The organism is Frateuria aurantia DSM 6220, assembly GCF_000242255.2.
Lineage (GTDB): Bacteria > Pseudomonadota > Gammaproteobacteria > Xanthomonadales > Rhodanobacteraceae > Frateuria > Frateuria aurantia.
The window spans coordinates 1-14,043 of sequence record NC_017033.1; the positions used below are offsets into that span (position 1 = coordinate 1).

The 14,043-nt window shown below is 59.2% G+C and carries 12 protein-coding genes; 10 read left to right on the top strand and 2 right to left on the bottom strand.

What is annotated here, in order from left to right:
* The first annotated feature begins 12 nt into the window (after window positions 1–12).
* The 9 genes from dnaA (at window position 13) to FRAAU_RS00045 (ending at window position 11,218) form a co-directional block, all read left to right on the top strand.
* Window positions 13–1,398: a chromosomal replication initiator protein DnaA gene (gene dnaA / locus FRAAU_RS00005; RefSeq protein ID WP_014401518.1), complete on the top strand. Its 1,386-nt coding sequence runs from the start codon at window positions 13–15 to the stop codon at window positions 1,396–1,398.
* 258 nt (window positions 1,399–1,656) lie between these two features.
* Window positions 1,657–2,757: a DNA polymerase III subunit beta gene (dnaN, locus tag FRAAU_RS00010; RefSeq protein ID WP_014401519.1), complete on the top strand. Its 1,101-nt coding sequence runs from the start codon at window positions 1,657–1,659 to the stop codon at window positions 2,755–2,757.
* Window positions 2,758–3,501: 744 nt separating this feature from the next.
* Entirely contained in the window at window positions 3,502–4,596 is a 1,095-nt protein-coding gene (gene recF / locus FRAAU_RS00015) for a DNA replication/repair protein RecF (RefSeq protein ID WP_014401520.1), read from the top strand.
* 107 nt (window positions 4,597–4,703) lie between these two features.
* Window positions 4,704–7,121 carry a DNA topoisomerase (ATP-hydrolyzing) subunit B gene (gyrB, locus tag FRAAU_RS00020; RefSeq protein WP_014401521.1) on the top strand — a complete coding sequence of 806 codons (2,418 nt, stop codon included), beginning with the start codon at window positions 4,704–4,706 and terminating at the stop codon, window positions 7,119–7,121.
* A 264-nt stretch (window positions 7,122–7,385) separates the two neighbouring features.
* The gene (locus FRAAU_RS00025) at window positions 7,386–8,675 is read left to right on the top strand and encodes a tetratricopeptide repeat protein (protein ID WP_014401522.1); all 1,290 of its coding nucleotides are present in this window, start codon (window positions 7,386–7,388) and stop codon (window positions 8,673–8,675) included.
* Window positions 8,676–8,997: 322 nt separating this feature from the next.
* Window positions 8,998–9,582 carry an energy transducer TonB gene (locus tag FRAAU_RS00030; protein WP_245546414.1) on the top strand — a complete coding sequence of 195 codons (585 nt, stop codon included), beginning with the start codon at window positions 8,998–9,000 and terminating at the stop codon, window positions 9,580–9,582.
* Window positions 9,583–9,630: 48 nt separating this feature from the next.
* Entirely contained in the window at window positions 9,631–10,380 is a 750-nt protein-coding gene (locus FRAAU_RS00035; RefSeq protein ID WP_014401525.1) for a MotA/TolQ/ExbB proton channel family protein, read from the top strand.
* Between the two features lie 11 nt (window positions 10,381–10,391).
* On the top strand, window positions 10,392–10,805 hold the full coding sequence (locus FRAAU_RS00040; RefSeq protein ID WP_014401526.1) for an ExbD/TolR family protein: 414 nt from the start codon (window positions 10,392–10,394) through the stop codon (window positions 10,803–10,805).
* Between the two features lie 5 nt (window positions 10,806–10,810).
* The gene (locus FRAAU_RS00045) at window positions 10,811–11,218 is read left to right on the top strand and encodes an ExbD/TolR family protein (protein ID WP_014401527.1); all 408 of its coding nucleotides are present in this window, start codon (window positions 10,811–10,813) and stop codon (window positions 11,216–11,218) included.
* A 70-nt stretch (window positions 11,219–11,288) separates the two neighbouring features.
* Here the strand turns inward: FRAAU_RS00045 and FRAAU_RS00050 are convergent, their stop codons facing one another.
* Together FRAAU_RS00050 and FRAAU_RS00055 are read right to left on the bottom strand one after the other, a co-directional pair.
* The gene (locus FRAAU_RS00050) at window positions 11,289–11,918 is read right to left on the bottom strand and encodes a 4'-phosphopantetheinyl transferase family protein (protein ID WP_014401528.1); all 630 of its coding nucleotides are present in this window, start codon (window positions 11,916–11,918) and stop codon (window positions 11,289–11,291) included.
* Between the two features lie 311 nt (window positions 11,919–12,229).
* Entirely contained in the window at window positions 12,230–12,658 is a 429-nt protein-coding gene (locus tag FRAAU_RS00055; protein ID WP_014401529.1) for a GlcG/HbpS family heme-binding protein, read from the bottom strand.
* Window positions 12,659–12,875: 217 nt separating this feature from the next.
* Between FRAAU_RS00055 and FRAAU_RS00060 the strand changes: the two genes are divergently transcribed.
* The gene (locus FRAAU_RS00060) at window positions 12,876–13,973 is read left to right on the top strand and encodes a PA0069 family radical SAM protein (RefSeq protein WP_041270290.1); all 1,098 of its coding nucleotides are present in this window, start codon (window positions 12,876–12,878) and stop codon (window positions 13,971–13,973) included.
* The last annotated feature ends 70 nt before the right edge of the window (window positions 13,974–14,043 follow it).

The window sequence follows — 14,043 nt, forward strand, 5'->3', positions numbered from 1 at the left end:
TGAAGAAATGCTATGAGTGACTTGTGGCGTCGTTGCCTGTTGCGGCTGGAGACGGAACTCAGTGCGGAAGAACTGCATACCTGGCTGATGCCGCTGCAGGCGCGGGATGATCCGGAAGGCCTGCGCCTGTTCGCCCCGAATCCGTACACGCTCGATACCGTCAGTGAACGCTATCTGGCGCTGATCACCCGCGTGATCAGCCAGCTGACCGGCCATGATTTGAAGGTAAAACTGGAAGTCGGGTCCAACACACCGATGGCGCGGCCTTCAAGCCGGCCGTCGCTGTCGGCGCGCGCCGGCGGGCACCCCGACGAAGTCCTCCGACAGGAAGTCATCCAGCCCTCGCACGCCGTTCCGGAGCGGACCGAAGCCAGTTTTGCGCACAATCTGAACCTGCATTACACCTTTGATACCTTTGTCGAAGGCAAATCCAACCAGCTCGGCAAGGCCGCGGCGATGCAGGTGGCGATGAATCCGGGCAAGGCCTACAACCCCTTGCTGCTCTATGGCGGCACCGGCCTGGGCAAAACCCATTTGATGCACGCCGCCGGCAACTTGATGCTGGAGCGCAATCCCGATTTCAAGGTGCTGTATCTGCGTTCCGAGCAGTTCGTCGGCTCGATGATCGAGGCCTTGCGCACCAAGAGCATGGATGAGTTCAAGCGCCGTTTCCGCAGCGTGGATGCGCTGCTGATCGACGATATCCAGTTCTTCGCCGGCAAGGACACCACCCAGGAAGAATTCTTCCATACATTCAATGCCTTGTTCGAATCCAAGCAGCAGATCGTGCTGACCTGCGATCGCTATCCCAAGGAAGTCGACAAGCTGGAACCGCGGCTCAAGTCACGCCTGGGCTGGGGTCTGTCGGTGGCCATCGAACCCCCGGATTTCGAGACGCGGGCCGCCATTTTGCTGGCCAAGGCGCAGGAAAAAGACGTCGTCATGTCCGACGAAGTCGCCATGCTGCTGGCCAAGCGGATCCGCTCCAACGTGCGTGACCTGGAGGGGGCGCTCAATACCCTGGCCGCCCGCGCCAACTTCTACGGCCGGCCGATCACCGTCGAATTCGCCGAGGAAACCTTGCGCGACCTGCTGGCCACCCATGCCCAGGCCATCACCATCCCCAATATCCAGAAGATCACCGCCGACTACTACCAGGTCCGGCTGCAGGATCTGCTTTCCAAGCGGCGTGTGCGGTCACTGGCCAGGCCCCGCCAGATCGCGATGTCCCTGTCCAAGGAACTGACCGAGCACAGCCTGCCTGAAATCGGCGAAGCCTTTGGCGGGCGCGATCACACCACGGTACTGCACGCCTGCCGCACGATCCGGAAATTCTGTGAAACAGACAACCGGATGCGCCAGGACTGGGAGCAGCTGATCCGGATCCTCACCGGCTGAGCACGGGGGCAAAACGCCGCCCGAGTTGAACAAACCATTGAATCAACGGCGTAAAACTTGTGGATAATAGGTGCAGAACTTGATGGCCTGAACTTATCCACAGGGAGCGCACAGGCGGGGCGGGACTCTGGTCACAAGCATCAAATCGCCAATCCCATGATATTCATGGAAATTTACGGCTTTTCAAGTTATACACCGCACCTACAACAACCACCTTTTTCTTTAAAAACAGAAAAGCAGCTTTAGGGGATGCACCGCATGCAATTCAGCATACAGCGCGAAGCACTGCTCAAACCGCTCCAGCAAGTCGTCGGAGTGGTTGAACGCCGTCAGACACTTCCAGTTCTCGCCAACCTGCTGGTCAACGTGCACCAAGGCAGGGTTTCCTTCACCGGAACCGATCTTGAAGTCGAGATGATCGCGACCTGCGAGGTCACCGACGCGGTTGACGGTGAGGTCACCATTCCCGCACGCAAGCTGTTCGATATCGTGAAAGCCTTGCCCGATGGCGTGACCATCCATGTCAAACTGGGTGGCGAACGCGTCAATGTGAATGCCGGACGCAGCCGATTCACCTTGGCCACCTTGCCAGCCACTGAATTTCCGGTAATCGAATCGATCGAACTGGTCGAAAAAGTCAGCCTTCCGGAAAATGTGCTGCGTGATCTGATGGAACGGACGGCTTTCGCCATGGCGAACCAGGATGTCCGTTATTATCTGAATGGCATGCTGCTTGAACTGAAACAGCAGCAGTTGCGCTGCGTTGCCACCGATGGTCACCGTCTGGCGCTGAAGGAAATCGATCTGGGCGATGCTGTCGCCAATCAGCGCCAGGTCATCATTCCACGCAAAGGCGTCAATGAACTTATAGGCCTTTTTGGTTCGGGTGAAGGCGGTATAGACGTCGAATTCGGAAGGAATCATATAAGAATAAAACGTGAAGGAGTCGTCTTTACGTCCAAGCTTATAGATGGCCGATTCCCTGACTATGAGGCCGTCATCCCGCTTGGTGCCGACAAGCAAGCGGTGCTGTTCCGGGATGAACTGAGGGGGGCTCTGCAGCGCGCAGCCATTCTTTCCAACGAAAAATATCGTGGTGTAAAGATCGAGCTGATGCCCGGCAAAATGCGGATCATCGCCCACAATCCCGAGCAGGAAGAGGCGGTTGAAGAGCTTGAGGCTGATACCGGTGTCTCGGATCTGGCTGTCGGCTTCAATGTCGGTTACCTGCTGGATGCCTTGGCTGCACTTTCGGGTGAAAAAGTACGTCTCAGTCTGCGCGACGCTCAGTCCAGTTGCTTGCTTCAGGACGAAGACAACGAACAGACCAAACATGTGATCATGCCTTTGCGACTCTGACATCCATCTGGATGCGCAATGTACAGCCGGAGCCGTGCAGGCTTCGGCTGTTTTGCAATCAGTCGGAACCAACCGGGTTTTGAACGTGTCTCCGCTGACCGCTGTGCTTGCCTTCTGCAAGGATGAGCCCTGCTCCGTGCCCAGATTTCAATCTGAAGGCTGTGCTGGATTTTTTCGACGGCCTCCTACGTGAAATCTGCCGGCTTTTGCCTATGGATGCCCTCAGATACTCACCTGGAGCCCGCTATCGACGAAATATGGGTGATCCTTGCTGCCCTGATCGCGAAACAGGCACATCGATTGCGGACATTGCTTGCCAAGGGAAACTTCGCCTGCCGGTGGATTGGATGCTGTTCACCGAGCGTGGTGTGCTGCAGGCCTTCCTGCGCAAGATCCGGAGGCTTCGCGGTGGTGAGTGTTCTGGAACACAACTGAGAGCTCTGTTGCCAGAGCGCGGATGCTGCTCCGAATCCCTCCTGGCTGACTTTTGCCACGTCTGACCGCACCGGATCAAAGCCATGGCGATGGCAAAGACTGGCGGATGGAAGGTGAACCTGGCGCCGTCGGGATCATGATTTGCTGGTATTGCACGTTGGAGCCATGGCTTGACAGGCGGGAAGGGCTGACAGGCACCGGCTATGGCGTTCGACATGTTCATCACAAAACCGGTAGGCTGCGACAACCGTCCTCGGTCAGGATGTCGCTGCACACCACGGCGGAGTCTTGCTGTACAGGAGCACCGAAGTGCAGTTGAAACGTTTGTACATTCGGGGGCTACGCTGTCTGCACGAGGTAGACATCCAGCTTTCGCCCGGAGTCAATGTCTTTGTCGGTGACAATGGTGCCGGCAAGACCAGTGTGCTTGAAGCGGCTTTTCTGCTTTCCCATGGACGTTCTTTTCGCTCGGGTCACAAGGATGCACTGACTCGGCGAGGGGATTCGCGGATGGAGCTTTTTGCAGAAGTCCAGGCCCGGAAGGACGAAGCAGGGCACTCCAAAGTTGGCTTGGGACGCGAAGGAGGGCGCTGGGAAGCTCGAGTTGATGGTGTCGATGCCAGTCTCGGTGATCTGGTGTTGCACTGCCCTGTAGTGTGCTTTTCACCAGGCTCACATGCTTTGGTTTCAGGGGCTGCTGAGGAGCGTCGTCGCTTTCTGGATTGGGGTCTGTTCCACGTGGAACATGCATTTCTGCCTGATTGGCGGCGATATCAGCGAGCCTTGAAACAACGCAATGCCTTGCTGCGTTCGGCTCACCGACATGATGATCGGCTATACCAGCCGTGGGAACACGAATTGGCGATAAGCGGTGAGGCCATCAACCATTACCGCCGCACCTATGTCGAATCCTTGCGCCAACCGCTTGCTGCCGTGGTGGCCGCATTGTTGCCTGAACTTGGCGCCGTCAGCCTGAGTTACCAGCAAGGCTGGCCCGAGCAGCAGTCCTTGCTGGAACAGCTGGCTTCAGCACGCGAGCGCGACGTGGTGCGGGGCCATACCCGGCATGGTATCCATCGATCTGATCTTGGCATTGCCTTCGAGCATGCGCCTGGCAAGGAATATTTTTCCCGTGGCCAGGAAAAGCTGGTGGCCTTGAGTCTGTATCTGGCTCAATGCGGTCAGTTCAAACAGGTCAAGGACGAGTGGCCGGTGTTTTGTCTGGACGATCTTGCATCCGAGCTGGATGACCGGCACCAACAAGCACTTTGGGCGCTGCTGGCCGAGCATGATCAACAGATACTGGTGACGGGGACGCATCCTCCCGGCGGAGCAGGGTGGCCGCAGACCAGGATGTTCCACGTGGAACATGGCGCGGTGATGTCGATGGAGCCCCTGAATTGAGTCCCACAAGCCGGCTATAACCGACTTTGCTATAATGGTCAACACTGATACCGCTTACGGTTGTGCGCCATGGCATCAGCCTGCGGCAGCCACTTCACGGACCACGCATGAATACAAATTACGATTCGAGCAACATCAAAGTTCTCAAGGGCCTGGAAGCCGTCCGCAAGCGTCCCGGTATGTATATCGGGGACACCGACGATGGTACCGGTCTGCACCACATGGTGTTCGAAGTCGTTGACAATGCGATTGATGAAGCCTTGGCTGGCTATTGTGATCAGGTGCGAGTCTCGATCCTGGAAGATGGCTCGGTCAGCGTCAGCGACAATGGTCGTGGTATTCCTGTCGATATCCATCCGGAAGAAGGTCGTTCCACCGCGGAAGTGGTGATGACGGTGTTGCATGCCGGCGGCAAGTTCGATGCCAATTCCTACAAGGTTTCGGGTGGACTGCATGGTGTCGGCGTCTCCGTGGTCAATGCGCTGAGCGACAGCTTGTGGCTGACCATCCGTCGTGACGGACATGAGTACCAGCAGCAATATGCTCTGGGGGAACCGCTGGCGCCGATCCGCGAGGTCGGGCCGGCAACGACGCGTGGCACTACCGTCCGTTTTCTGCCGAGTCCCCAGACCTTTTCGGATGTCGAGTTCCACTACGATATTCTGGCCAAGCGGTTGCGCGAACTTGCCTTTCTCAACTCGGGCGTCAGCATCATCCTGCGGGATGAGCGCGGGGAGGGCAGGGAAGACGTGTTTGCCTATGAAGGGGGCATCGCTTCCTTCGTGAAGCATCTGGCTCAATTGAAGACGCCGCTGCATCAGAACGTGATCAGCCTGACTGCCTTGCAGGACGCGATCACGGTGGAGGTGTCGATGCAATGGACGGATTCCTATCAGGAAGCCGTCTACTGTTTCACCAACAATATTCCGCAGCGGGATGGCGGTACCCATCTGACCGGTTTCCGTACCGCACTGACCCGTTCGCTGCAAGGCTATATCGAGCGTTCGGGCATCGCCAAATCGGCCAAGATCGCGCCTTCGGGGGACGATATGCGCGAAGGCTTGATCGCCGTGCTGTCGGTCAAGGTGCCGGATCCGAAGTTTTCTTCGCAGACCAAGGACAAGCTGGTTTCCAGCGAAGTGAAGACGGCCGTCGAACAGGCCGTCAACGAAAAGATGAGCGAGTTCCTGCTGGAACATCCCGCGGAGGCCAAGGCGATTGCTTCCAAGGCGGTGGATGCGGCCCGCGCACGCGAGGCGGCCCGCAAGGCCCGCGAAATGACCCGTCGCAAGGGCGCGCTGGACATTGCCGGCTTGCCGGGCAAGCTCGCAGACTGCCAGGAAAAGGATCCGGCCCTGTCCGAACTGTTTCTGGTCGAGGGTGACTCTGCAGGTGGCTCGGCCAAGCAGGGCCGCAATCGAAAGACCCAGGCGGTGCTGCCCCTGAAGGGCAAGATCCTCAACGTGGAAAAGGCCCGTTTCGACAAGATGCTGGCCTCCGCCGAAGTCGGAACGCTGATCACGGCACTGGGCACCGGAATCGGCAAGGACGACTACAACCCCGACAAGCTACGCTATCACCGCATCGTGATCATGACCGATGCGGACGTTGACGGCTCGCATATCCGTACCTTGCTGCTGACCTTCTTCTACCGGCAGATGCCGGAGCTGATCGAACGTGGCCACATCTATATCGGCCTGCCGCCCTTGTACAAGGTCAAGCAGGGCAAGCAAGAGCTTTACCTGAAGGATGACGCAGCGCTCAATGCCTATCTGATCTCAAGCGCGGTCGACAATGCCGAGCTGCAATACAGTGCCGATGCGCCCCCGATCAGTGGGGAGGCGCTGGAAACTCTGCTCCGCGATTATCAGCAGGCTCTGGACCAGATCTCCCGGTTGGGACATCGTTTCGACAGTGCGGTATTGACGGCGATGGTCGAAGCGACGCCGTTTGATCCGGCCTGGTGGCACCAGGAAACGGAGATGCAGGGCTGGCTGGATGAGCTGACCCGGCGTCTGGCGGCCAGCGGTCTGGGCAAACCGCGCTACCGGTTCAGCCTGCGGCCGGCGATTCATGAACAGAGCGCGGCCGCGATCGAGGTAGTCCGCGAGCAACATGGGCTCAGCCATACCTGGCTGCTGCCGCAGGGCTTTTTCACCGGTACCGATTTCCGTCCTATCGCCAGGATCAGCGCGGCCTTGCATGGCCTGATCCAGGATGATGCAGTGGTACGCCGTGGTTCGGGTTCGCGCGGAGTTTTGACGTTCGCCGATGTGACCCGCTGGTTGCTGGAAGAGGCAAAGAAAGGTCGCAGCATCCAGCGATTCAAGGGCCTGGGTGAAATGAATCCTGAGCAGCTGTGGGATACCACGGTCAATCCGGATACCCGGCGCATGTTGCAGGTCGGCATTCAGGATGCGGTGGCCGCCGATCAAATGTTTTCCATGCTGATGGGAGAGGAAGTCGAGCCCCGGCGCGACTTTATCGAGACCAATGCGTTGCGGGTCGCCAATCTGGACATCTGATCAGGCAGCGAACATCTGCCGACACGGTGGGCGGGGCGCATCATGCGGCCCGCCCGTTTTTTTGTTTGTCGTCCACGGCAGACTGAGCGAATTCTGGATCGTGCAATTCGCCAGAATTCACTTATATGTAACATATTGAATTTAAAATGGATTGCTGATTGGGGTGTTCGGCTTGTTATTGAGTCGTGTATGCGGTTACGCTCTAAGGCTGGTTGTCATCAATGTCATGACACATATCATTCACATACAGAGGAACATCCGGGTATGAAGCGCAGCATCCTGTATCGGTTTTTGACGGCGGCAATCATGTGCGGCTCCGTCGCAACGATCCCGGGCCTGGCGCTGGCCAAGCATGCGGATCAGGCCAAGCCGCAGGCACTCTACCCGGATGCCACTCGCAAGGATCCCAAGCCTGATCTCAGCAGCGAGAAGGATCAGAAGAATCTCAATGACGGTCTGAATGCCGCCAATGAAGGTGATACCGCCAAGGCCACGCCGTTGCTGCAGTCCATCGTGGACCACAGCAAGAGCAAATACGCCAAGGCCTTGGCTCAGCAGGGCCTGGCCAACCTCGATTACAAGGCCGGTGATCTCAAGGGCGGCATCAGCTTGCTGAAGGAGTCGCTGGACGGCGGCGCACTGCCGAACGAGGCTTATTTCCAGCTGGAATACGAACTAGCCCAGTTCTATATCGCCGATCATCAGGAACAGCTGGGTATCGATACCATCCAGAAATGGCGTACCGAAGGCAAGCGCGAGACCGCCGATTCCTACGCGCTGGAAGGCCAGGCCTATTACGGTCTGCAGAAGTATCCCGAAGCCATCGCCGCGATCAAGAAAGCGCAATCGATGACCACCACGCCGAATCCGAGCTGGAATTCGGTGCTGATGGCCAGCTACAACGAGACCGGACAGAGCGATCAGGCCGGGGTTCTGGCGCAGCAGGAACTGGATGCGCATCCTGAAGATCCGCAGGCCTTGCAGAATGCCGTCGCTGTTTACGCCAATGCCCATCAATACCCCAAGGCGATTGCGGCTCTGGAAAAGGCACGTGCAGGCGGGCACCTCACGGACGAGAAGAGTTACGTGATGCTGGCCAAGATGTATCTGATCAGTGGCCAGGAGAGTGCCGACAGCAAGCCGGATGCCGCCAAGGCGCTGGCCGTGCTGAAGGAAGGTCAGGCCAAGGGCATCATTGACGACAATGCCGCCAACAATGTGCTGGCCGGCGATGCCGCCTATCTGGCCGATGATTCGGCCGCGGCTCTGGCTTCCTACGAGAAGGCCATCCCGCAGGCCAATGATGGCGAACCCGCGATCAAGACCGCCCAGATCCTGCTGACCCAGAACAAGTTCGCTGCGGCGAAAAAATACATCCAGGATGGCATCGCCAAAGGCTACGCTCACAAGGGCAATGCTTATGTGATGCTGGCCCAGTCCGAACGCGGATTGAAAAACCGTGCCGGTGCCATCGCTGCCATGAAGCAGGCTGCCGGTTACCCGGAAACGGCAGAGAAGGCCAAGGCCTGGCTCAAGAAGTCAGGCAACCAGTAAGCGCCAAGGCTTGTCGCCCGAAGGGATATGCGTATCGCCACAGGGACATGATGTCCAGACGTCCGTGGATTCTGTTCACAGTCTGGCTGAACCCCGACTTTCTGGTGCTATACAAACCCTTCGGGCTGTTGTACCGTTAACTTCACCTACCATGTACCGCAACGCAGCAAGAGCTATCTAGACGTCTTGCTGAGGGGAGCGCGGTATGGACTTTTCTGATTGCAACGTTCTTAACTGAAAGTGACTGATGGCCTCAACTATCGAATCAACCGGCTCGCAGCCGTTTAATTGGAGGCGCACCATCGCGATGGCGGTTGCTATCGTGTTGCATGCATTCGCCTTCCTGTTGCTGGTTGCGCCTGCCGCGCCGCCCAAGCAGCAGGTCAAGCAGAAGGAAAAGACCGTCCAGATCAACTTCATCGAGCCGCCGCCGCCGCCGCCGCCGCCGCCGCCGCCGCCGCCGGAGCCGCCGAAGACTCCGCCGCCGAAGGTGGTGAAGATGGTCAAGCCGCCGCCGCAGCCGCCGCCGCCGCAGCCGCCACCGCCGGTGGAAGAGGCGACCGCGAATCCGACGCCGCCGGTTCCGCCTGCTCCGCCCGCGCCTCCGGCGCCGCCTCAGGATATTGCCGGCAGTCAGGATACGAGCTACAACACCAAGGTAGCGGTCCGTTATCCGCCGCAGGCGATCCGCCAACGGCATGAGGGTACGGTCACCCTGATGGTGCTGGTGGCGACCGACGGTACGGTCAAGGACATCCAGGTCGAGACCAGCAGCGGTTATCGCGAGCTTGACCGGGCTGCCGAGGAAACCGTCCGCAAGTATCGTTTCAACCCAAGCGTCAAGAATGGGCAGAAGGTCGAAAGTTACGTTCGCGTACCGATTTCTTTCAGCCTGAACCAGATGTAATTCCAACTTAGTCGTCCCAACGTCTGACTTCATTGCAAAGGTAGCGTTATGTTCCAAGATTCTTCTGCCACTCCCTCAGCCCCCGGTGCCGGCACCTCCAACGCCGCCGCGATGCAGCAGATGGGCTTTGACCATCTGGTGCACCACTTCGACGCGATGGGCTGGATCGTCTTCATCGTCCTCGTCGTGATGTCGGTCTCGTCCTGGTATTGCATCGTGGTCAACGCGATCCGCAATACCTCGGTGCGTGCCCGTGCCGACAAGGTCATCAGCGGTTTCTGGAACGGCAAGGGCCAGCAGGCCATCCAGGAGCTGGAAGCCCAGCCCAAGAGCGAACCCTTCTCCAAGATCGCTCTGGACGCCGCTTTCGCCGCCGCCCATCACCAGAGTGCCGCCGGTGGCCGTCTGGCCGAGACCCTGAGCCGTTCCGACTTCGTCGATCGCGCCCTTCGTCAGGCCGTGGCTCGCGAAAGCCTGCGTCTGGAAAGCGGCATGACCGTGCTGGCCACCGTCGGTTCCGCTGCCCCCTTCGTGGGTCTGCTGGGTACCGTGTGGGGCATCTACGGTGCCCTGATCGGTATCGCCGCTTCGGGCAGCGCGTCGATGGACAAGGTGGCCGGCCCCGTCGGCGAGTCGCTGATCATGACCGCTTTCGGTCTGTTCACCGCCATCCCTGCCGTGCTGGCCTTCAACTTCTTCAGCCGCTCCAACCGTCTGACCTACGCCCGTTTCGACGAATTCGCGCATGACCTGCACGATTACTTCGCAACTGGTTCGCGCGTCAGCTCGAGCCTCTGAGGAGCTGAATCATGGCGATGAGCACCGGTGGTAATTCCGGCGGTCCGATGTCGGAAATCAACGTCACGCCGTTGGTTGACGTGATGCTGGTGCTGCTGATCATCTTCATGATCACGGCGCCGTTGATGTCGCACAAAGTTCAGGTGGTTCTGCCCATTGCGAATCCTCACAAGGAGGATCACGAGCCGATCGAGCCGATCGATCTGGCCGTGAAGCAGGACGGCTCCCTGTTCCTGGCGGACAACCCGGTATCGGAAACCGAGTTGAAGTCGCAGTTCGCGATTGCGGCGGCCAAGTCGCCGCAGCCCGAACTGCAGATCCGCGCTGACAAGGACACCCCGTACAAGGTCGTGCGACAGATTCTTGGCGATGCCAAGGATCAGGGCATGGTCCACGTCGGCTTCATCACGACGGGCAAGGATTAAAGGCTATGGCATTCAGTTCAGGGCAGTCCAAGGGCCCGATGTCGGAAATCAACGTCACGCCACTGGTCGACGTGATGTTGGTGCTGCTGATCATTTTCATGATCACTGCGCCCCTGCTGCAGCACAAGGTGAAGATCGATCTGCCGCAGCCCAACCCCAACGTGCAGAATCCGACCAACCCGCCCGATCCGATCAAGGTGAAGATCGACCAGGGGGGGGCCATCTACTGGAATGGCACCCCTGTCGACGAGCTGGGCCTGCGCGCCCAGATCGCAGTCATCGCCCAGCAGACCAACCAGCCCGAGCTGCAGATCCATGCAGCTGATCAGGCGGCTTACCAGTCGGTGGCCCAGGTGCTGGCTGATGCGAAAAGCTACGGTCTGACCAAGATCAGCTTTGCCGACGACGAATAAAACCGTCTGCAGGTAGAGTTCGAAACCCGCCTCGAGAGAGGCGGGTTTTTTGTTGTCCGAAACGGTGGGTTCAGTCGTTCATGCGGTAGATGATCACCTCGGCGGATACCCCCTGCCAGGCTATTGCCACGCTGTATTCCGGATCCAGTTCCGGCCGGCGCAGCTGCCAGTCAGTTGCCGGGCGGCCGTCAACGGTTTCCAGCGGACAGCCATTCAGCAACGGCAGGAAACTGATACGGTGCAGGCCGTGCGAAATGCCGCTGCCTGTGGCCTTCAGTACCGCCTCCTTGCCTGTCCACAAAGCCCAGAAAGCGGATTCCTGGCGCTGAGGCTCCAGTTGCTCCAATGCGTCGCTTTCCGCGGGGGCGAAATAGCGCCGGGCCAGCTCCAGCATGCGTGGTCGACGACGACGGGACTCGATGTCGATACCGACCTGCATGCCGCAGGCGATGGCAATCGCGGCATGTTGGCCACTGTGGCTCCAGTTGAAATCCAGTTTTCCAGCCAGAGGGCCAGCCAGCCGGGGACGGCCCTGCGCTCCGTATTCCAGCACGATGGTCTCGGGGGTCACCTGCAGATAACGGGCAAGCAGCTCCAACAGGGGGGCTCTTGCCTGCCCACGTTGGTAGGGCAGCCACCAGCAATGGATGCAGCCGGGCTCCGGCAAGGTCAGAGAGACACGGGATTCAGTAGTGGGCACAGGCTTGAGCCAGACTGGAAAGGCTACAGTTTAGCTTCCCGCCGGAAGCGCCGGCACGGGGATCGCCGTCAGACACCGATGGTGAAGTCTGCATATCTGCCGCTTCGCTGGTGAAAGCGGTATGTGATCATGGGTTTGAGACAGGTCATGGACTTATTATAAAAAAATGTCTATATGTATAGGCATCCATAAATATTTGATATTTTGTCCGGCGAATTCCTGGTGGTTCCCATGTTTATGCATGATAAGGTGATGTGATCCATATGCCGATCGCATCAGAGGTTCTGATGCCGAATCGTCGTCCTCCCCGTTTATGACGGTACGGCGCTCAAGGCCTGCACGGCCTGCGAAGCGATGGCTTCATCGACCTCTCCACTGGCACCGCTGATGCCGATGGCGCCGATCACGACTTCCTCCAGGATGACCGGAAGGCCACCTGCCAGCGGTGTCAGGCCGTTGATGGAAAGCAGGGCAGGATGGCCCTGGTTGATCATCTGCTCGAATACCGTTGCCGGCTTGCCGATATGTGCGGCGGTGCGGGCCTTGCCGATGGAGACATCAATCGATACCAGTATGGCGGCATCCATGCGGCGGAAGGCCAGCAATTGACCGCTGGCATCGACGACGGCGACACTGATCAGGGTCTGGTGATGGTGGGCCGCATCGATCGCCAGGTCGCATAGCCGTTCGGCGCTGGCGAGGCTGAGGGATACCAGGGAATGGGTGTTGATCCGGGACATGGGGCCGACTCCTTGCGATGGACCAGCGAGCTTTTCGCCGGTTGGCGTGGCGGTTGGGATTGCATGTACTGTAGCTGTCATGGCTGCCCGGGTCAATGTGGGAGGGTGCCGGAGGGGCGTCCGGCTTGGTCAGGGCCGGCGGTGCGGCAGGAACGGAATGCCTGCCACGCGTCTCGGCGTCTCAGGTTCTGCGACTTCGAACTTCTATCATGGGCGGATGAATGACAAGCCGACACCCAAGCCGCTGGTCCGTGGCCGAGGGCTGGTCACCAACCCGGCCGGACGATTCGAGCAGCGCCATTATCATGCCGAGGATGACGGCTGGCCCGGGGACGGTGAGAGCCCGCAGCCGGAGCAGGTCGCCACCCGGGTCACCATCGAGACACCACGGTCAGCGATCAGCCGCAATGATTCTCCCGATGTTCCCTTCGATCAGGCGATCAACCCCTATCGGGGCTGCGAGCATGGCTGTGCCTATTGCTACGCACGTCCGTCCCACGCCTATCTCGATCTTTCACCGGGTCTGGATTTCGAAACCCGGCTGACAGCAAAGACGGGTCTGGCCGAGGTATTGCGAAAAGAGCTCGCCAGATCGGGGTACCGGCCCAGCCCCATCAATATGGGCAGCAATACCGATCCCTACCAGCCGATCGAGAGGCAATGGGGCTTGTCACGCGAGATTCTGCAACTGCTCGTCGAGTGCCGGCATCCATGCACCATCGTCACCAAGAACGCGATGGTGGAGCGGGACCTGGATCTGCTGCGGCAGCTGGCTGCGTTTGACGGGGTGCGGGTCTTCATCTCGGTGAACACTCTGGACAACCGTCTGGCCGCAAGACTTGAACCGCGCGCGAGTGCCCCGCACCGGCGGATCCAGGCCATCAGGAAGCTGGCCCGGGCCGGCATTCCGGTCGGGGTGCTGGTTTCGCCCATCATTCCCGCAGTGAATGATCGTGATATCGAAGCCATCATCGAGAAGGCGGCCGAGGCCGGCGCCGACAGCGCGGGCTACAGCACGATCCGGCTGCCGCATGAGTTGAAGGGCCTGTTCCGTGAGTGGCTGGCCCGGCATTACCCGCAACGGGCATCGCATGTCATGAGTCTGATCCAGCAGCTGCACGCCGGTAGGGATTACGACAGCGATTTCCGGCATCGCATGCAGGGCCAGGGCCTGTTTGCGCAGCTGATACGACGTCGTTTCGAGGTCGCCATGCGTCAGCATGGACTGCTCGACAGGGCGGCGCTGGTGCTCAATACCTCGGCTTTCCTGCCACCGCGCAAACGTTCGCCTCAGGGTGATCTGTTTCAGACGTGATCCGGGGCGCCCGTGCATCCTTTCCCGCCCCTGTTCTGCCGGATGGGCACCAGGTATGTCGGTTCATGTT